14 protein-coding genes and 1 tRNA gene are annotated in these 18,455 nt (G+C 65.7%); 11 read left to right on the top strand and 4 right to left on the bottom strand.

Going from position 1 to position 18,455, the window contains the following annotated elements:
* Positions 1–28: 28 nt before the first annotated feature.
* The gene (locus CHU93_RS03050) at positions 29–475 is read left to right on the top strand and encodes a nuclear transport factor 2 family protein (protein WP_094472708.1); all 447 of its coding nucleotides are present in this window, start codon (positions 29–31) and stop codon (positions 473–475) included.
* Here the strand turns inward: CHU93_RS03050 and CHU93_RS03045 are convergent, their stop codons facing one another.
* The 3 genes from CHU93_RS03045 to CHU93_RS03035 are packed head-to-tail and all read right to left on the bottom strand — an operon-like array spanning position 476 to position 3,423.
* A complete protein-coding gene (locus CHU93_RS03045; protein WP_094472725.1) occupies positions 476–1,690 on the bottom strand; it encodes a serine hydrolase domain-containing protein in 1,215 nt (404 codons plus the stop codon). It lies immediately after the preceding gene.
* A 22-nt stretch (positions 1,691–1,712) separates the two neighbouring features.
* Positions 1,713–1,934 (bottom strand): DUF6356 family protein, encoded by a 222-nt coding sequence (locus tag CHU93_RS03040; RefSeq protein ID WP_086117243.1) that lies wholly within the window; start codon positions 1,932–1,934, stop codon positions 1,713–1,715.
* Positions 1,935–1,959: 25 nt separating this feature from the next.
* Complete coding sequence (locus tag CHU93_RS03035) at positions 1,960–3,423, bottom strand: SLC5 family protein (RefSeq protein WP_094472724.1); 1,464 nt, start codon at positions 3,421–3,423, stop codon at positions 1,960–1,962.
* A 58-nt stretch (positions 3,424–3,481) separates the two neighbouring features.
* On the opposite strand from CHU93_RS03035, the gene CHU93_RS03030 reads away from it, so the two are divergent.
* The 9 genes from CHU93_RS03030 (at position 3,482) to CHU93_RS02990 (ending at position 16,075) form a co-directional block, all read left to right on the top strand.
* Positions 3,482–3,553: transfer RNA gene (locus tag CHU93_RS03030), tRNA-Val, on the top strand.
* Positions 3,554–4,130: 577 nt separating this feature from the next.
* The gene (locus CHU93_RS03025) at positions 4,131–7,415 is read left to right on the top strand and encodes a TonB-dependent receptor (RefSeq protein WP_094472707.1); all 3,285 of its coding nucleotides are present in this window, start codon (positions 4,131–4,133) and stop codon (positions 7,413–7,415) included.
* Positions 7,416–7,482: 67 nt separating this feature from the next.
* Positions 7,483–8,538 (top strand): UDP-glucose 4-epimerase GalE, encoded by a 1,056-nt coding sequence (gene galE / locus CHU93_RS03020; RefSeq protein WP_094472706.1) that lies wholly within the window; start codon positions 7,483–7,485, stop codon positions 8,536–8,538.
* 62 nt (positions 8,539–8,600) lie between these two features.
* A complete protein-coding gene (locus tag CHU93_RS03015; protein WP_207759196.1) occupies positions 8,601–9,518 on the top strand; it encodes a UDP-2,3-diacylglucosamine diphosphatase in 918 nt (305 codons plus the stop codon).
* A gap of 26 nt (positions 9,519–9,544) precedes the next feature.
* The gene (locus CHU93_RS03010; protein WP_094472723.1) at positions 9,545–10,633 is read left to right on the top strand and encodes a glycosyltransferase family 4 protein; all 1,089 of its coding nucleotides are present in this window, start codon (positions 9,545–9,547) and stop codon (positions 10,631–10,633) included.
* A 60-nt stretch (positions 10,634–10,693) separates the two neighbouring features.
* Positions 10,694–11,959: a Xaa-Pro dipeptidase gene (locus tag CHU93_RS03005; protein WP_094472705.1), complete on the top strand. Its 1,266-nt coding sequence runs from the start codon at positions 10,694–10,696 to the stop codon at positions 11,957–11,959.
* 50 nt (positions 11,960–12,009) lie between these two features.
* Entirely contained in the window at positions 12,010–13,017 is a 1,008-nt protein-coding gene (locus CHU93_RS03000) for a hypothetical protein (protein ID WP_133064297.1), read from the top strand.
* Positions 13,018–13,122: 105 nt separating this feature from the next.
* The gene (locus tag CHU93_RS02995; RefSeq protein ID WP_094472703.1) at positions 13,123–15,171 is read left to right on the top strand and encodes a penicillin acylase family protein; all 2,049 of its coding nucleotides are present in this window, start codon (positions 13,123–13,125) and stop codon (positions 15,169–15,171) included.
* A gap of 37 nt (positions 15,172–15,208) precedes the next feature.
* The gene (locus CHU93_RS02990; RefSeq protein ID WP_094472702.1) at positions 15,209–16,075 is read left to right on the top strand and encodes a MurR/RpiR family transcriptional regulator; all 867 of its coding nucleotides are present in this window, start codon (positions 15,209–15,211) and stop codon (positions 16,073–16,075) included.
* Here CHU93_RS02990 and CHU93_RS02985 read toward each other — a convergent pair.
* On the bottom strand, positions 16,014–16,676 hold the full coding sequence (locus tag CHU93_RS02985) for an RluA family pseudouridine synthase (RefSeq protein ID WP_094472701.1): 663 nt from the start codon (positions 16,674–16,676) through the stop codon (positions 16,014–16,016). The genes CHU93_RS02990 and CHU93_RS02985 overlap by 62 nt on opposite strands.
* 81 nt (positions 16,677–16,757) lie before the next feature.
* Between CHU93_RS02985 and CHU93_RS02980 the strand changes: the two genes are divergently transcribed.
* Positions 16,758–18,434, top strand: a complete 1,677-nt coding sequence (locus CHU93_RS02980) for a flagellin N-terminal helical domain-containing protein (protein WP_094472700.1) — start codon at positions 16,758–16,760, stop codon at positions 18,432–18,434.
* The last annotated feature ends 21 nt before the right edge of the window (positions 18,435–18,455 follow it).

Here is an 18,455-nt window from a genome sequence, read left to right as displayed (position 1 = left end):
GCCCGCCAATGCAAGCGGGAGACAGACGATGCTGGAACAGTTTCAGGCCTGGGTGACGGCCTTTGATGCCTGTGTTGCCGATGATGACTGGCAGCGATTGGTGCCGATGCTGGCGGATGATGTGGCCTATCTGGTGACGGGCGTGCCATTTGGTTGCGACCTGCGCGGGCGCGATGCGGTGCTGGCCGGCTTTGCCCGATCGATCGCCAATTTCGATCGGCAGTTTGACGAACGCCAATGGTTTGGGGTCGGCTGGCGGGCGGCGGGGCCTTGCCTGGCGGGGCGTGCGATGGGCGTGTATCGCCGGGCCGGGGCGCCGGTGCTCAGCTTTTCGGCCCGGGAACAATTGCACCTGCGCGACGACGGCCGCATTGGCCTGATCGTTGATGTCTATGATCTGGCCGAGCTTGACAACCAGCTGGCGATGGCCTGGCTGGCCAGCCATGGCGCCGGACTTGATCCGTCCTATGGCTGATCAATCATCCAGCGCGGCATAGACCATGGTGCGCATTTCGCGGCGGACCGGCCAGGTGGAGGATGGGATCAGCTGGGTCATGAAGATGCCGATCAGGTCTTCCTCCGGGTCCACCCAGAAGAAGGTGCTGGCGGCGCCGCCCCAGAAATAATCGCGGTTGCTGCCCGGCATCAGTGTGCTGGCGGCCGACATGGTGGTGGCAAAGCCGAGACCGAAGCCGACGCCATCATAGGCGGCTTCGGAAAACAGGCTGCGGCTCATGGCCGAGATAGAGGCATCGCCGGGCAGATGGTTGGCGGTCATCAGATCCAGCGTCTTGCGGCTGATGATGCGGGTGCCGCCCAGCGTGCCGCCATTGGCCAGCATGCGGCAGAATTGCAGATAGTCGTGCGCGGTGGAGACCAGCCCGCCGCCGCCGGACACAAAGCCTGGCGGCTTCAGATAGGAGGAGGTGGCGGGATCATCCTGCAGGGCAATGCTGCCGTCGCGGCTGGGCTGATAGCAGGCGGCGAAGCGATGCTCCTGGCCTTCGCGGACATGGAAGCCGGTATCGACCATGTTCAGCGGCCGGAAGATTTCCTCCGCCAGAAATTGTTCGAACGGCCGGCCGGAGACGACCTGCACCAGCCAGCCGAGCACGTCGGTCGCCACCGAATAATTCCAGGCCTCGCCGGGCGAGAATTCCAGCGGCAGCTTGGCCAGCGCCTGGATCATCCCTTCCAGCGTGCCGGCCTTTTCGATCTCGCCAATCTTTTCGCGGCGATAGGCTTCATCAACGTTGGTGCGCAGCTGGAAGCCGTAGGTGAGGCCGGACGTGTGGCGGAACAGATCGACCACCTGCATCGGCCGCGCGCAGGGCCGGGTCTGGAAGCCCAGCTTGTGGGTGCCGGCGACGAACACGCCAAGATTTTTCCATTCCGGGATATATTTGTGCACCGGATCATCGAGCGCGATCTTGCCCTGTTCGACCAGCATCATCAGCGCCACCGAGGTGATCGGCTTGGTCATCGAATAGATGCGGAAGATCGTTTCTTCCCGGGCCGGGATACCACGCTCGACATCGGCCAGGCCCTGCACGCCGAGATGGGCAATCTCGCCATGGCGGGCAACGAGGGTGAGGGTGCAGGGCAGGCGCCGCGGCTGCACATATTTTTCGGCGAGGAATTGATCCAGCCGCGCCAGACGATTGGGGCAGAAGCCCAGCGTGTCGGTCATCTTGTCCCCCCGTTGCAGCCGTTCAGAACGTTGGCTGATCATATTTGCGCGGTGCGATTTCCTTGTGGAGTTCGACGATCGCATCGGAACCGGCCGTCTTGTACAGGCCGGGGATCAGCCCGTGGATGAAGCATTTCAGGCTGGCGACGAACATGCGGCTGCCCACGCCAAAGGCGGCGCCCATATGCTCGCCATAGGTTTCGTTCACGCAGCGCGGGTGTTCGAGGAACAGGCGGGCAAACATCGATGGACGCTCCGTCAGCAGTGATTCATTGCCCGGCCATATTGGCCGCTGGCGCCCGCCCCCGCAACCGTGCCGTGCCGCCCAGCGCACGATTGCTGGCCAGCGCCACCGAAATCGTCGCCAGCAAGGTCACCAGCATCAGGTGGATATAATGCGCCGGGGTCCACACCCAGGTGAACACGGCATAAAGGCCGACGCCGAACAACAGGGCCAGCATGACGGCGCGGGCGTGGATGCCGGTGAAGACCAGCCCGCAGATGAAGGCGGCGAGGATCGGCATGGAGAGCAGGCCGTTCAATTGCTGCACCAGGTTGATGATGGAGGCCGCGCCATCATAGACCGGCACCAGCGCGATGGAGAGGGCGACAAAGACGATCGAGATCAGCCGGTTCAGCCGGCCGACATCGGGGCGGGCGTTGATATAGGCCTCGTGAATGTCGCACACCCACAGCGTGGTCGAGCTGTTGAGGATGGAGGTGTAGTGGGTGAGGACGGCCGCGGCCATGAAGGCGGCAAACGCGCCCGAAGCCCAGCTGGGCATCACCTCGGCGACGATGCGGCCATAGGCGGTGTCGCCCAGCGGGCCGAACAATTTGTAGCTGGCGATGCCGGGCAGCACGACGATGGCCGGCACGACAGCCAAACGGATGATGCCGGCGGCGAACACGCCACGCTGGCCTTCGCGCAGACTGGGCGCGGCCATGGCGCGCTGGGTGATGTTCTGGTTGGTGGACCAATAGAACATCTGGATGAAGATCATGCCGGTGAACAGGGTTGGGAAGGGGATCGGGCTTTCGGGCCCGCCGATCAGCGTGAGGCGCTCCGCCGGCACGCCGGAGAAGTCAAAGCCGATGGCCGACAGCGCCAGCCAGACGATGGCCAGCGCGGAACCCAGCACGCCGACGCCGGCAATCGTGTCATAAACCGCAACCGCCCGCAGCCCGCCCAATATGGCATAGAGCGAGCCGGTGACGCCCAGCACGGCCGCCAGCGGCAGCAGCGGCAGATCGGCACCCGACACGGTGCGCAGGAACAGCGCGCCGGTGTAGAGCGTGATCGGCAGATAGATGAAGAGATTGCCGGCCAGGAACAGCGCCGAGACGAGGGCGCGCAGGCCGGGCGAGTTGTAGCGTTTCTGCAGCAGTTCGGTGGTGGTGGTGCAGCCCTCGCGATAATAGACCGGCAGGAAGACCAGCGCCAGGATGGCCAGCCCGGCCACGGCCGAGAGTTCCCACCAGGCGAGCAGCAGCATCTGCTGGCCGTTCATGCCGACGAGCTGATCGGTCGACAAGTTGGTGAGGGTGATGGAGCCGGCGATGAACGGCCAGGTGAGGCCGCCGCCGGCGAGGAAATATTCGCGGTTGCTGTTGGCGGCCGAGCGGGCGCCCTGTTTCGCCGCCATGCGCCGCACCTGCCAGATGGTGGCGAGCGCCATGGCAATGGTCAGCGCGATGAAAACGGCGCTTTGCGTGGTGTCGAGGCTGGTCATGGCCGCCACGGTTGCACGAAGCGTGGCGCGCCGCTAGGGGCATGCGCCTGGCGGCGTGGGGCGGTTAGCTCAGCGGTAGAGCGGCTTCTTTACACGGAGCGGGTCGGGGGTTCGAAACCCTCACCGCCCACGCCGCAGCGCCGCGAGCGCGCATGGCGCAGCCAAGCGCGCCGACAGGCGCAAGGCCGGCCGGGCTGGCTGCCGGGCATCAGCCCGGCAGAACAGCTTCGACGGCGCGGCTTGGCCGCGCTTTTCCTTCCTTTTCTGTTCGCACATTACGCAGACTCGGCGGCATGGCCGCCGGCTGCGGGATTGCAGGCCGGCCTCTGAAACCAACAGCGCGCCTGCCGGTCACGGCCGGCGGCAAAGCCGCCGAGTCCGTTTCAGGTGCAAGAAGAAGGACCAGAAAAGCGTGGCAGAGCCACGCCGTCGGACGACACACGAAAACGGCGGCCTGTCGGGGCCGCCGTTTTTGGTCGCCGGCCGACCTTGCGCGAGTCCGCGCGCGGCACGCGCGTTGGCCGCGCTGCGGTGTTGCCGCACCGCAACACTCACCGTGCGAATCCATCAATCATGAACCCGCCATGAAGCTGTAACAGAAGTGTCACAAAACCCCGGCAAGGGCCGCTTCAGTTGGTCTGCGTGGAAGCGATTCCCGGCGGGCCAAGCGTTCATCCCGTCCGCTCCAGCCCCAGGGGGTATTCGAAATGCGTCATCTTCGTCTTGGCGTCGCGCTTGCCGCGCTTGCCGTTCCGGCCATCGTGTCGGCCCAGGAAACCACCTCGTCGATCCGTGGCGCCGTGGTCAACGAACAGTCCAAGCCTATTGCTGGCGCGACCGTGACGATCATTCATACCCCGTCGGGCACGCGCGTGGTGCAGACCTCGGGCGCCAACGGCGAATTCAACGCCACCGGCCTGCGCCTGGGCGGCCCCTACAGCGTCACCGTCGAAGCCCCCGGCTTTGATGCCGCCACCGACACGCTGGATGGCCTGGTGGCCGGCACCCCGCAGCGCATCGAAGTGATGCTGGCCAGCCAGGGCAAGACCATCACCGTGACGGCCGCCCGCCAGCGCAGCGCCATCACCATTGGCACCGGTGCCGCCACCGTGCTGACCGCGCGTGACATTCTGGGCGTGGCCAACGTCAACCGCGACATCCGCAACCTCGCGGCCCGCGATCCGATGGTGAACATCGATCCCACCAATGGCGGCGCCATCTCCATTGCCGGCCAGAACAACCGCTTCAACCGCTTCACCGTCGACGGCGTGGCCTTCGGCGACCCGTTCGGTCTGGAAGCCGGCGGCCTGGTTTCCACCCGCGGCCCGGTGCCGCTGGATGCCATCGGCGAATTCAGCGTGGAAGTGGCCCCCGTGGACATCCGTCAGGGCTTCTTCCAGGGCGGCGCCATCAACACCCAGCTGAAGTCGGGCTCCAACCGCTTCACCTTCCTGGGCGGCGCCTACTACAACTCCGACAAGCTGCGCGGTGACAACGCCCGCGGCGTGATCCGTTCGGGCGCCTTTGAATCGCAGGTTTACACCGCGCAGTTCACCGGCCCGATCATCAAGGATCGGCTGTTCTTCGCGCTGACCTATGAGCGCACCCGCGACACCGTCCCGGCTGCGATCAGCCCGGCCACCCTGGGCATCACCGATGCCCAGATCAGCCAGATCGGCACCATCGCCCAGAACCGTTATGGTTTCGACACCGGCGGCGTTGCCAACAACATCATCGAGCGTGACGACAAGGTTGTCGCCAAGATCGACTTCAACATCGCCGATGGCCACCGCGCCGCTTTCACCTACATCTACAACGAAGGCTCGGTGCTGGCCGGCCAGACCAACGTGGGCGAGTTGAACCAGGCCAACCCGACGTTTGCGCTGCTCTCGAACAACTACAACCAGGGTGCGGTCAACCACTTCGGCATCTTCGAACTGAACGACCAGTGGTCGGACAATTTCTCCACCCAGGTGCGCGTGTCCTACGCGGATTATGTCCGCCTGCAGGTGCCGTTCAGCGATCGCAGCTTCGGCCAGTTCCAGACCTGCCTTGAAGCCGTGGCGACCACGCCGCCGTTGACCTGCCCGTCGGGTGTGCGTCGCCTGAACTTCGGTCCGGACATCAGCCGCCAGGCCAACGAACTCAGCTCGCAGTCGCTGAACTTCGAATTCCAGGCGACGCTGAAGATGAACAACCACACCGTGAAGGCCATGGTGGAGCGCCGCACGCAGGACATCAACAACCTGTTTGCCCAGCGCGTTTCGGGCGCCTGGTATTTTGACAGCATCGCCGATCTGGATGCGCGTCGCGCCAACGAAGTCGATTATGCCGTGCCGCTGCGTGGCGATGTCGGCACCGTGCGCGCGATGTTTGCCAACAACAGCTGGTCGTTCGGCATCCAGGACACCATCGATCTGGGCAGCAACGCCACCCTGATCGCCGGCATGCGCTATGACCTGTTCGACACGCCGGATCAGCCCTTCTTCAACCAGGCCTTCCTCGATCGCTTCGGTTTCCCGAACAACACCACGCTCAATGGCCGTGGCCTGTTCCAGCCGCGCTTGGGCCTGAACTGGAAGGTGTCGGATCGCCTGACGCTGCGTGGTTCGGCCGGCATCTTCGGTGGCGGCAACCCGAACGTTTGGATTTCCAACAATTATTCCAACCCTGGTCCGACGCTGGGCCGTATCCAGCTGCGGCGTGTGCCGGGCGTGAACGGCGCGGCTGATACCTTCACTATCAGCGGCCTGACCGGCCTGACGCCGGCGCAGGTGAACAGCCTCGGTGCGGCCACGCTGAACAACGTCACGGGCGGCACCGGCGTGCCGCAGGCGCTGATCGACGCGGTGCGCACCACCGGCACCGCCGGTTCGCCCACCAACGCGCTGGATCCGAACTATCGCATCCCGTCGACCTGGCGCGTGTCGGGCTCGGTTGATTATCTCGCCAACCTCGGCCCGCTGGGTGACGAATGGCGCCTGGGTCTGGACGTGGTGTGGAGCCGCGCCCGCGACGCCGCGACCTGGACCGATCTGCGTTCGGTGCCGCTGGGCACGCTGCCCGATGGCCGCCTGCGTTACCAGGTGCTGCCGGGCCAGGGCGCGACCACCAACACCGATATCCTGCTGACCAATGCCGACAACGGCTACAGCTGGAACATCGTCACCCGCTTCGATAAGCGCTGGTCGAACGGCTTCCGTCTCGGCGGCAGCTACACCTTCTCGCGGTCGCGTGACGTGAACTCCGGCACCTCGTCGGTGGCCTTCTCGAACTACACCCAGGCCGCGGCCGGCATCGATCCGAACAATGCAGCCTATGGCATTTCCAACTATCAGCGCGATGACGCCTATCGCCTGATGGCCAGCTATGACTTCAACCTGTTCGGTGACAACAACACCCGTGTCGAGCTTTTCTTCAACAGCCAGGCCGGCCAGCGCTTCAGCTACACCATGGCGGATCAGGCGTCGGGCAACCTGCGGTCGAACGTGTTCGGTGTGACCGGCACCAGCAACCGCTATCTGCTTTATGTGCCGAACGTCAGCTCGGCCACGGCCGATCCGCGTGTGACCTATGCGCCGGGCTTCGATTTCGCCGGCTTCCAGAGCCTGGTGCAGAACTCTGAACTGAACAAGTATCAGGGTGGCATCGCGCCGAAGAACATCGGCCGCACGCCTCGGTACAACCGCCTCGACATCGCCTTCCGCCAGGAAGTGCCTTTCGTGTTTGGCGGCAAGATCGAGCTGAGCGCCGATATCGAGAACTTCCTGAACCTGCTGAACAAGGATTGGGGCACCATCCGTCAGGTGGCCTTCCCCTATTATGGGCGCGTGGCCAACGTGACCTGCTCCAACGCGGCCTGTTCGCAATATGTGTTCAACAACCTGGCGGGCAACCCCCCGACCGAGCGTCCGGTGACGGCGCCAGTGCAGGGCGTGAACCTGAACGGTTCGCTGTGGGCGATCCGCTTCGGTGCCCGCGTCAAGTTCTGATCCTGGCCTGCTGCCAACAGGAAGGGCGGCCCTTTTGGGCCGCCCTTTTTGCTTGTAAGGATGGGCCATGAGCCTCTTGCCCCTGATCCCCGCCGCCGAACTGCCACCCGTGCTGGTCACGGGTGGCGCCGGCTATATCGGCAGCAATGCCGCCCTGGCCCTGCTCGACATGGGGGTGAAGGTGGTGGTGCTCGACGATCTGTCGCTGGGCAGCCGTGGCCTGGTGCCTGCTGGCGCGATCTTTGTTGAAGGGCGTGCCGGCGATCAGGCGCTGGTGGGCCGCCTGATTGCCGAGCATGGCATTGGCGCCATCCTGCATTTTGCCGCGCGGATTTCGGTGGCCGAAAGCGTGGAGCAGCCGGCGCTTTATTATGCCGAGAATTTTGGCGAGACGCTGAAGCTGGCAGAGTCGGCGCTGGCTGGTGGGGTGGGGGCCTTTGTCATGTCCTCCACGGCTGCCGTCTATGGCAATGGGCCCAATGATCCATTGCGTGGGAATGCACCACTGCCGGTCTCGGCCCCGGTTGCGCCGATCAATCCCTATGGCTGGTCCAAGGCCTTTGCCGAGCGGATGCTGGCCGATCTGGTCGCCGCCAACCGCGGCTTCTCGGTGGCCTGCCCGCGCTATTTCAACGTGGCCGGCGCCGATCCACTGCTGCGGTCGGGCCAGGCCAGCCGTCATCCACACCACCTGATCGAACTGGCCTGCCATGTGCTGACCGGCCAGCGGGAACGGTTCACCATCTTTGGCGATGATTATCCCACCCGCGATGGCACCGGGGTGCGCGATTATATCCATGTCACCGATCTGGCCGATGCGCATGTGCTGCTGCTGCGCGCCTGCCTGGCCGATCCCGGCCAATATCATGTGATGAACCTGGGTTATGGCACCGGGGCTTCGGTGACCGAGGTGTTGGACGCGCTGGAGCGGGTGGCCGGCCAGCCGATCCCGCGCCACATCGGCCCGCGCCGGGCGGGTGATCCGGCCACGCTGGTGGCGGCATCCGATGCGGCGGCACTCTTGGGCTGGCAGCCGCGCTTTGCCGATCTGGAACAAATTGTCGGCCACGCGCTGGCCTGGGAGCGCCAGCGCCTGTCTGCAACAGGATTGCAACCGGGCTGACACACCAGGGTCATGGCAGCGCCTTAGAGGGTCCGGGCAAGGACTGGTGAAAGGCCCTTGCCATGGCGACCCTGCCGCTTGCCGAACTGCCCCCCCAATGGCGTGAGCCGCTGCTGCCAGGCATGCTCAAACCCGTGGCCAGCGGCCCCGCCTTCCTGCACGAGCCGGAGGAGGAACCCGCCGGCAAGCTGAAGCACCGCACGGTCTGGATCTCCGATGTCCACCTCGGCACGCCGGGCTGCAACGCCGAACTGCTGCTGGATTTCCTCAAGGCCATTCAGCCCGAAACGCTCTATCTGGTCGGCGACATCATCGATGGCTGGAAGCTGAAGCGCGGATGGTATTGGCCGCAGCGTCACAATGATATCGTGCGCCGCGTGCTGAAGCTGGCGGCGCGCGGCACCCGCGTGGTCTATATCCCGGGCAACCATGACGAGGCGTTCCGGCCCTATGCCGGCCTCAGCCTCGGCGGCGTGGAGATCGCGCTGGAGGCCATCCACACCACCGCCGATGGCCGCCGCCTGCTGGTCTGCCACGGCGACGAATTTGATGCCGTGGTGCTCTATCACCGCTGGCTCGCCTGGGCTGGGGATGTGGGTTACGAGGCGCTGCTGAAATTGAATGTCTGGTTCAACCGGGCGCGGCGGCAGTTTGGCCTGCCCTATTGGTCGATCTCCGCCCATATCAAGAAGCGGGTGAAGAATGCCGTCGCCTTCATCGGCCGCTTCGAACAGGCGGTGGCCGATGCGGCGCGGCTGCGCGGGCTGGACGGCGTGGTGTGCGGCCATATCCATTCGGCCGAGATTCGCGATTTCGGCGGCATCACCTATCTGAACGATGGTGACTGGGTGGAAAGCTGCACCGCGCTGGCCGAGCATGCCGATGGCCGCATCGAGATCATCGATTGGGCGCAACAGAGCCGCGAACGGGCGCGCCGTTCGCCGGGCGTTCAGGCGCGCGCCGTTGCCATGGCCGCCTGAGCATGACGGCCTGAGGAGTAATGCCCATGAAACTGACATTGGTGACCGATGCCTGGGAACCCCAGGTCAATGGCGTGGTCCGCACATTGTCCACCACCGTGCGGCTCCTCAACGCGCGCGGGGTCAGGGTGCAGGTGATTTCGCCCGATCAATTCTGGTCGGTGCCGATGCCATCCTATCCCGAAATCCGCCTGGCGATGACGACCCGGCGGCGGATCACCAAGCTGATCAACGGCTTTGGCCCCGATGCCCTGCACATCGCCACCGAAGGGCCATTGGGCTGGCTGGCGCGCGGTTGGGCCCTGCGCCGCGGCTTTGCCTTCACCACCAGTTTCCACACCCGCTTTCCCGATTATGTGCAGGCGCGCATCGGCCTGAAGCCGGAACGCGTGTGGCGGGTGCTGCGGCGTTTCCACGGGCCGGCCCATGCCGTGATGGTGGCGACCCCGCGCCTGGCGGCCGAGTTGAACAGTTATGGCCTGGCCCAGACCCGGCTGTGGGCGCGCGGCGTGGATGTGGAGCAGTTCCGCCCCGATGTGCCCCCGCATCCGGCGGCGGCCGGCCTGAAGCGGCCGCTGGCCCTGCATGTGGGCCGGGTGGCGGTGGAGAAGAATATCGAGGCGTTTCTGGCCGCGCCCTGGCCGGGGGACCGGCTGGTGGTGGGCGATGGCCCGGCGCTGGATGGCTTGCAGCGCAAGTTTCCGCACGCGCATTTTACCGGGGCGCTGCACGGCGCGGCGCTGGCCAGTGCCTATGCCGCAGCCGATGTGCTGGCCTTTCCCAGCCGCACCGACACGTTCGGGCTGGTGATGATCGAGGCGCTGGCCAGCGGCACGCCGGTCGCTGGCTATCCGGTGCCGGGGCCGCTCGATGTGGTGGGCGCCGGCGGCTTTGGCCCCGATGGCCGGGCGCCGGGCCGGATTGGCGCGGTGGCACATGATCTGGGGGAGGCGATGCACAAGGCTTTGGCCGCACGCCGGGCCGACTGCGTTGCCTATGGCCGGCGCTTTGGCTGGGATGCCTGTGTGGACCAGTTTCTGGCGGCTCTCGTCACCGGCGACGGCCACACGGTGCCGCCGCTGCCGGCGCCCTTCGCGCTGCCGCAGGTGGCCTGAGGCCGGTTGCCCTCTCCCGCTGGCGGCCCTATCCTTGTGGCCAACAGGGGAGATGAAGTGATGAAATATCTGATGCTTGCCGCCGCGCTGCTGGCTGGCACCACCGCGCACGCCGAAACCGTGGTGATCACCGCGGCGCGCATGCTGGACGTGGCCAGCGGCAAGCTGGTCGAAAAGCCGATCATCGTCGCCGAAAATGGCCGCATCACCAAGGTGGGCCGGCAGGGCGAACTGGTCGCCACCGATGGCAAGCGCATCGATCTGGGTGATCTGACGCTGGTGCCCGGCCTGATCGACATGCATGTGCATCTGACCAGCGATCCCGCCCTGGGTTTCGAGGCGGATCTGCGCCATGCCCGGCCGTTTTTCACCGCTGTGGGCGTTGCCAATGCGGCGCGCACGCTGGCTGCGGGCTTTACCACTGTGCGCAATGTCGGCTCGGCGGATTTTGCCGATGTTGGCCTGAAGCAGGCGATTGATGAAGGCGTTGTTCGCGGCCCGCGCATCGTGCCGGCGGCCTATGCCCTGGGCGCGACTGGCGGGCATTGCGATGACAACCGCTTTCCACCCGGCATTCAGGTGGACCGTTCCGGCGTCACCTCCGGCCCGCAGGGCTTCCGCGAGAAGGTGCGGGAAATGCACAAGTTCGGCGCCGATGTGATCAAGTTCTGCGCCACCGGCGGGGTGTTTTCCGCCCGCGACACGGTGGACGGCCAGCAATTGACCCAGGAGGAGATGGACGCGCTGGTGGACGAGGCGCACCGGCTGCGCATGAAGGTGGCGGTGCACGCCCACGGCACCGATGGCATCAAGGCCGCCATCCGCGCCGGGGCCGACACGATCGAACATGCCAGCTTGGCCGATGCCGAGGCCTTTGCCCTGGCCAAGGCCAAGGGCACCGCCTTTTCCATGGATATCTATAACGATGATTATATCCTGGCCGAAGGCGCGAAGAATGGCGTGCCGGAAGAAAGCCTGGCCAAGGAACGCGCCATCGGCCTGAAACAGCGGCAGACCTTCCAGGCGGCGTGGAAGGCGGGGGTGAAGATGGTGTTTGGCAGCGATGCCGGCGTTTATCCCCATGGCGACAATGCCCGCCAGTTTCCAAAGATGGTGGAATGGGGGATGACCCCGATCGACGCCATCCGCGCCGCCACCATCAAGGCGGCCGAGGCCCTGGGGCGGGAAGGCGATGTTGGCCAGATTGCGCCGGGCCGTTATGCCGACGTCATCGCCGTGGCCGGTGATCCCACCCGCGATGTGGCCACGCTGCGCGATGTGAAGATCGTGATCAAGAATGGCCTGTTGGTGAAGGATGCCCGTTGATGTGGCCGCTCATGGTGACCCTGCCAGCCTGAACGGCCCATGGGCGTTCATTGACTTTCGGTAATGTTTTAAGCAACTATCTCTCACTTCTGGCTTTTTTCGAGCGAGGTGTGAGTATGCCGGTTTTCCGGTGGGCTTGGGCGGTCTTGTTGATTGTGCTCCACGCGAAGGCGACGCCGGGGCAGGCGGCCGAGCCGCCGCCGTTTGCGGTGGACAGGCCGATCATGGCATCGATCAAGGGCCGACCTGTCTGCCTGAAGCTCAGCACCGGATCGCTTGACCGTGTCATTCTGTCTTCTACGCTTGCCTTGGAACTTGGCTTGCGACCCGAAGCGTCGACACCGGCCCTTCTGGTCGGCGGTGAGCCAACTCGTGCCATGCGGCGCGGTTTTGCCATGCTCGGACTGTTTGGCCCCGCCACACGGGCCCGGCTGGCCTGGTTCCCGGATGCGCCGCCGCCACCCGACTGCGATGGGACGATCGGCCCGGCGTGGTTGCCGTTCTGGACGGTCCGCGTCCAATTGCCGGGGCTGGGTGGCAGGCAGTGGGTCTGGCCGCTTGAGCACAGCATTGCCAGCGCCAGCTATGCCCTGGTTCCGATCGCCGATCAGACGATCAGCGTGCTGATGGCCGTTGAGCGCGATCTGCGTTATCCTTTGGCCTCTGCCGCGACAGCCAACTTGCTGATGAACAGCCTGGGCGGGCGGATCGTGCCCGAAACCTGGGATGAAGACATGATTCCCGGCGTGCAACGGCCGGTGCGTCTGCTCGTGCTCAATCGGCCGCTGGTGATCGGGCCATGGCGGTTTGACCGGGTTGCCTTCAATGTCCAAACGGGCCGCGACCGGCTGTCGTCGGCGCGTGGGCCACGCCCGATGAATCCCGCGCCGGCTGATCCCGATGAAATGCTGGTGAAGGCGAAAATCCCTGCGGGGCCGGCCCCGAGTTACACGCTGATCCTGCCGCGATCTGCCTTGTTGCGCTGCGCCAGCCTTGTTTATGAAAAGAAGCTGCGCAAGCTGCGGCTCGACTGCGCCGATGTTGCCGTGCAATCGTGAGGATATGTCAATCGTCTTGCCGATGCCGGCTCCTGCGGCTAACCGATGGAGCAAAAGCAAAGGAAAGCCGTTGATGAGCAACATCGATCTGGAACCATTCGGCTGATGCCGCGCTGGTTTACCGCCCTGTTCTGGACGTCGATTGCCGTTGGCGCGGTTTTTGTTGGCCTGTCGAGCTGGGATGCACTGATCAGCCGTGCGCCGGCTGCCGATCCGGTGCGTCCGCGTGCCGTGAAGATCACACGTGACCAATGGGGCGTGCCGCACATTCACGGCCGCACCGATGCCGATGTCGCCTATGGCATCGCCATCGCCCATGCCGAGGATGATTTCCGCAACCTGGAAGAGGTGCTGGCCGCCGTGCGTGGCCGCGCCGGGGCGATCCTGGGCGAAGATGGCGCCAAGCTGGATTTTGCCGGCCATCTGCTTGACGCGCAGGGCGTCGCGGCCCGTGGCTATGCCAGCCTGTCCCCGGCCACCCGCGCACTGGTGGAAGCCTATGCCCAAGGCCTCAATGACTATGCCAGCCGCCACGGCCATGAGCAGCGACTGCAGGGCCTGTTCCCGGTGACGGGTCGCGATATCGTCGCCGGCTTTGTGCTGCGGTCCCCGTTCTTCTTCGGGATGGACCGGGTGCTGGGTCCGCTGGTGGAGGGCAAGCTGCCGCCGCGCGATGCCGGGCCGGCTGATGAGCGTGGCAGCAACGCCTTTGCCGTAAGCGCCAGCCGTTCGGATGACGCGACCACCCGCCTGATCATCAACAGCCACCAGCCGTGGGAAGGCGGCGTGACCTGGTGGGAACTGGTGGTGCATTCGGATGAAGGCTGGGATTTTGCCGGCGCCAATTTCCCCGGCGCGCCGTCCCCGCTGCTGGGCCACAACAAGCATCTGGGCTGGGCCAACACGGTCAACCGGATGGACCTGATCGATGTCTACAAGCTGGAGCTGAATGCCGACCGCAGCCAGTATCGGCTCGACGGGCAATGGCTGCCGCTGGAGGCGAGGCGCGTGTGGCTGCGGGTGAAATATGGCCCGTTCGTGCTGCCGGTGCCGCGCACCGTCTATCGCAGCCGGCATGGCGCCGTGATCCTGAACGAGAAGGGCGGCTTTGCCATCCGCCACGCCGGCATCGGCGAGGTGGGGCAGGTGGAGCAATATTATCGGCTGAACAAGGCGCGCGATTTCAACGAATGGCGCCAGATCATGGCCATGCAGAAGGTGCCGGCAACCAATTTCGTCTATGCCGACGCGCAGGGCCATATCGGCATGTTCTACAACGCGCTGTTCCCGGCGCGTGCAGCGGGATTTGACTGGAAGGGCGTGCTGCCCGGCAACACATCGAAAACCCTGTGGACCAGCTATCTGCCGTGGAGCGCCGATCCGATGGTCGTCGATCCCCGCGCCGGCTGGGTCGCCAATGCCAACAACACGCCCACCGTGGCGACCGCGCCGGACGAAAATCTGAAGGCCGCTGATTTTGCCCCCGAAATGGGCGTGGAGACCTTCACCACCAACCGCATGCACCGCTTTGCCGAGCTGTTTGCCGGGGTGAACGGCCCGATCAGCCGCGAGACGCTGCTGCGCATCAAGTTCGACAAGGCCTATAGCAAGGCCTCGCCGGCCGGGCGCTGGATGGCGGCGGTGCTGACGGTGGACACGGCGCGCGAACCCGAACTGGCCAAGGCCCAGGCCCTGTTGCGCCAGTGGGACTGGACGGCCGATGGCGTTGGCCCGGCGGACAGCCTGGCGGTCGCCGTGCTCGCCAGCGTCGGCCGCGAAGTCTATCGCGGCGATGCGCTGCCGCCGGCGGCGCCCAAGCTGCGCGCGGCGGTGGATTGGTTGCAGGGCACATTCGGCCGGCTGGATGTGCCGCTGGGCGAATTCCAGCGCCTGCGCCATGGCAAGGCCGATCTGCCGGTGTTTGGCGGGCCCGACACGCTGCGCGCCATTTATGCCGACCGCGCCGCCGATGGCCGGCGGGTGGGCAACAATGGCGATGGCTTCATCATGCTGGTGGAATGGCCGGCCGGCGGCGCGGTGCGATCGCAATCGGTGCACCAGTTCGGCGCTGCCACCACCCGCAGAGCGTCCCAGCACTATGCCGATCAGGCGCCGCTGTTTGCCACCGAGCGCTGGAAGCCTGTGCCGTTTTGATCGTTGCACTTTGTGAGCGCAATGTTATCGAAATCACATGAGCACCCGCGTCGCCCAGCGGCTGGCAGAGCGTTATGACCGGCTGACCGTTTCGGAACGGATGATTGCCGGCTGGATGGCCGACAATCTGGCGCAACTGCCGTTTGAAACCGCCGCCTCCATCGGACAGCGCGTCGGCGTTTCGGCGATGACGGTGGCGCGCCTGGTCAAGAGCCTGGGCTATGACAATCTGGCGGCCTTGAAGGATGAGCTGCGTGGGCAAGCCCGCGATGCGCCCTGGCTGCTCACCCGGCCGGCGCCCAGTGCCGATGCCCGGCTGCAGGCCGAAACCGCCGCCATTGCCGGGGTTTATGCCCAGGCCGAAACGCCGGAATGGGCTGCCGTGGTGGCGCTGCTCGCCACCGCACCCCAGGTGCGCGTCGCCGGCTTTCAGACCGAGGCCGGGCTGGCCGCCGGCTTTGCCCGGCATCTGTCTTATGTGCGGCCGCAGGTGGCCAGCATCGACATCGCCGCCGGCATCCACGAGGAACTGGTGGACGCCGGCCCGCATGATCTGTTCCTGCTCGTCGACGTCCGCCGCTATTCCCGGCATTTCCGCCTGCTGGCGGAACGGGTTGCCGCCGCCGGCCGGCCGCTGGTGGTGATCACCGATCCCTATTGCCCATGGGCGCGCGATGTCACCCCGCATATCCTCACCGCCGAGGTGGCCCTGGGCCATTTCTGGGACATGAACACCGCGCTCGCCTCGCTGCTCAACCTGTTGGTCGATGGCGTGGTGCAGAAGATCGGGCCGGAACTGGTGCACCAGCGCCTGGCCAAGCTGGCCGAAAACTACAGCGATTTCATCGGCTTTCAGGGCCGGTCCCGCCAGGCCAGCCTGGCGGTGGATCCGCCAGCGCCGTGATCAGCTGCCCATCGGGCAGGGTGATGGCGAGGCGGCGGGCATGCAGCCGCATCGGGCCCGATCCGTCGCCATAAACCGGATCGCCGGCAATCGGCGCACCCAGCTGGGCGGCATGCACCCTGATCTGGTGGGTGCGGCCGGTTTCGGGGCGGAACTCCACCAGCCGGGTTGCAGCATCGAGCACGCGCCAATGGGTGCGCGCCGGCTTGCCGGCCGGATCGACCACCATGCGCCAGCCGGCCGCCGCGCTGGAAATCTTCGCCAGTGGTGCATCCACAAGGCCGGAAGGCTGCGCCGGCAGGACGGACAGGATCGCCCAATAGAGTTTTTCCGCGCCGCCGCCGGCAAAGGCCGCGCTCAGCCATTTCGCCCCGCGCCGGCTGCGGGCGATGGCGAGGCATCCCGACGTGTCGCGATCCAGCCGGTGCGCCGCAACCGGGCGGAACCCGCTGATGGCAAGGGCGGGCAGCAGATCTTCCAGGCTGTGCGGCGTTTTCGGCCCCGGATGCACCGCAAGGCCCGGCGGCTTGTTGATCACCACCACGTCGCGGCTGGCGTGGATGATCTCCAACCCGTTCAGATCATTGGTGCGTCCAGTCATGTTTAAGAAAATTTCGCCCTATGCCGTTTCCAGTGCAGCGCCCCGCAACCCCTGCGGCGGCGGGAAGCGGGAGTATCCCAGATGACCGTGATCAACACCAACATCAACGCGCTGACCGCCCAGAATGCGCAGCGCACCGCCAACAATGCAATGGGCACCGCCATGCAGCGGCTTTCGACCGGCATGCGCATCAACAGCGCCAAGGACGATGCCGCCGGCCTCGCCATCAGCCAGAAGATGACCGCCGACGTGCGCGGCCTGGCGGTGGCCATGCGCAACGCCAATGATGGCATCAGCATGGCCCAGACGGCGGAAAGCGCCATGGGCGAGGTGACCAACATGCTGCAGCGCATGCGCGAACTGGCCGTGCAATCGGCCAACGGCACGCTGACCGGCACCGATCGCAGCGCGCTGCAGGCCGAAGTGAAGCAGTTGGTTGGCGAAATCGACAATATCGGCGTGCGCACCAACTTCAACGGGCAGAAGCTGCTTGATGGCTCGGCCCGGTCGGTCAAGCTGCAGACCGGCAGCCGCGCCGGCGAGACCGTGTCGATGAGCCTCAGCTCGGCCCGCGCCCGCGACCTGGGCCTGGGCTCCAGCCCGGCGCTCACCGCCACTGGCGCCTTTGAAGGCACCGCCGCCAACCTGGCCACCAACCACGCCCTGCAGGGCGGTGACCTCACCATCAACGGCGTGCAGATCGGCTCGTCCTCGGCCGATGATGACAATGTCTCGTCGTCCAACAAGTCGGCCTCGGCACTGGCCAAGGCTGCGGCCATCAACCGTGCCACCGCCCAGACCGGCGTGCGCGCCGTGGTCGGCCAGACGGTGATGACCGGTTCGGCAATGACCGCCGCTGCCGCCACCGGCACGGTGACCATCAATGGCATCACCACCGCCTCGATCACCACGACGGCCAACGCGTCGGACAGCCGCCGCATCGTGCGCGATGCCATCAACGCCATTTCCGGCCAGACCGGCGTGCGCGCTGTGGACACCGGCGACAACAACGCCGGCCTGCGCCTGGAGGCCGATGATGGCCGCAACATCGAAGTCAGCCTCGACACGCTGACCGCGGCACAGACCGGCCTGAAGGTGGGTGCGCAATCGGGTTCATTCAGCCTCGAAAGCCTGAACGGCCAGGCCATCGAGATCGGATCGACGAATTCGACCACCGCCCGCCTGACCCGGTCGGGCCTGCAGGGCGGCAGCTTTGATCGTGGCGTTTCCACCGTCTCCAGCGATGTCCGTGCCGTGGCCACCGGTTCGGCCAACGCCCGCACGCTGAACAGCGGTGACCTGTCGATCAACGGTGTCGCTATCCGCGCCGCCACCGCCGATGACGACACGTTCAGCTCGACGGCGGCCGGTTCGTCGGTGAAGGCCGGCAGCGCCATCGCGATTGCCAACGCCATCAACGCCGCCAGCGACCAGACCGGCGTGACCGCCAAGGCCAACAGCCAGACCATCCAGTCCACCACGACGACGGTGATCGGCACCACCGCCACCGCCACCCTTGGCATCAATGGCACACTGATCGACATCACGCTGGACCAGAACCACACGGCGCAGCAAACGCGCGACAATGTGGCCAAGGAAATCAACAAGTTCAGCGGCCTGACCGGCGTGACCGCCAAGGACAATGGCCTGGGTGGCCTTGATCTCACCGCGGCGGACGGGCGCAACATCAGCGTCTATTTCGACAGCGATGAGGCGGCGGCAGCCAACTTCGGCCTGGGCTGTGAGTGCTGGACGTAATCTCCCCATAAGCGCTGGATG

Source organism: Sandarakinorhabdus cyanobacteriorum (genome assembly GCF_002251755.1).
Classification (GTDB): Bacteria; Pseudomonadota; Alphaproteobacteria; order Sphingomonadales; family Sphingomonadaceae; genus Sandarakinorhabdus; species Sandarakinorhabdus cyanobacteriorum.
Note: the sequence above shows the minus strand (reverse complement) of the source record. Positions and strands in the feature narration are given on the sequence as shown.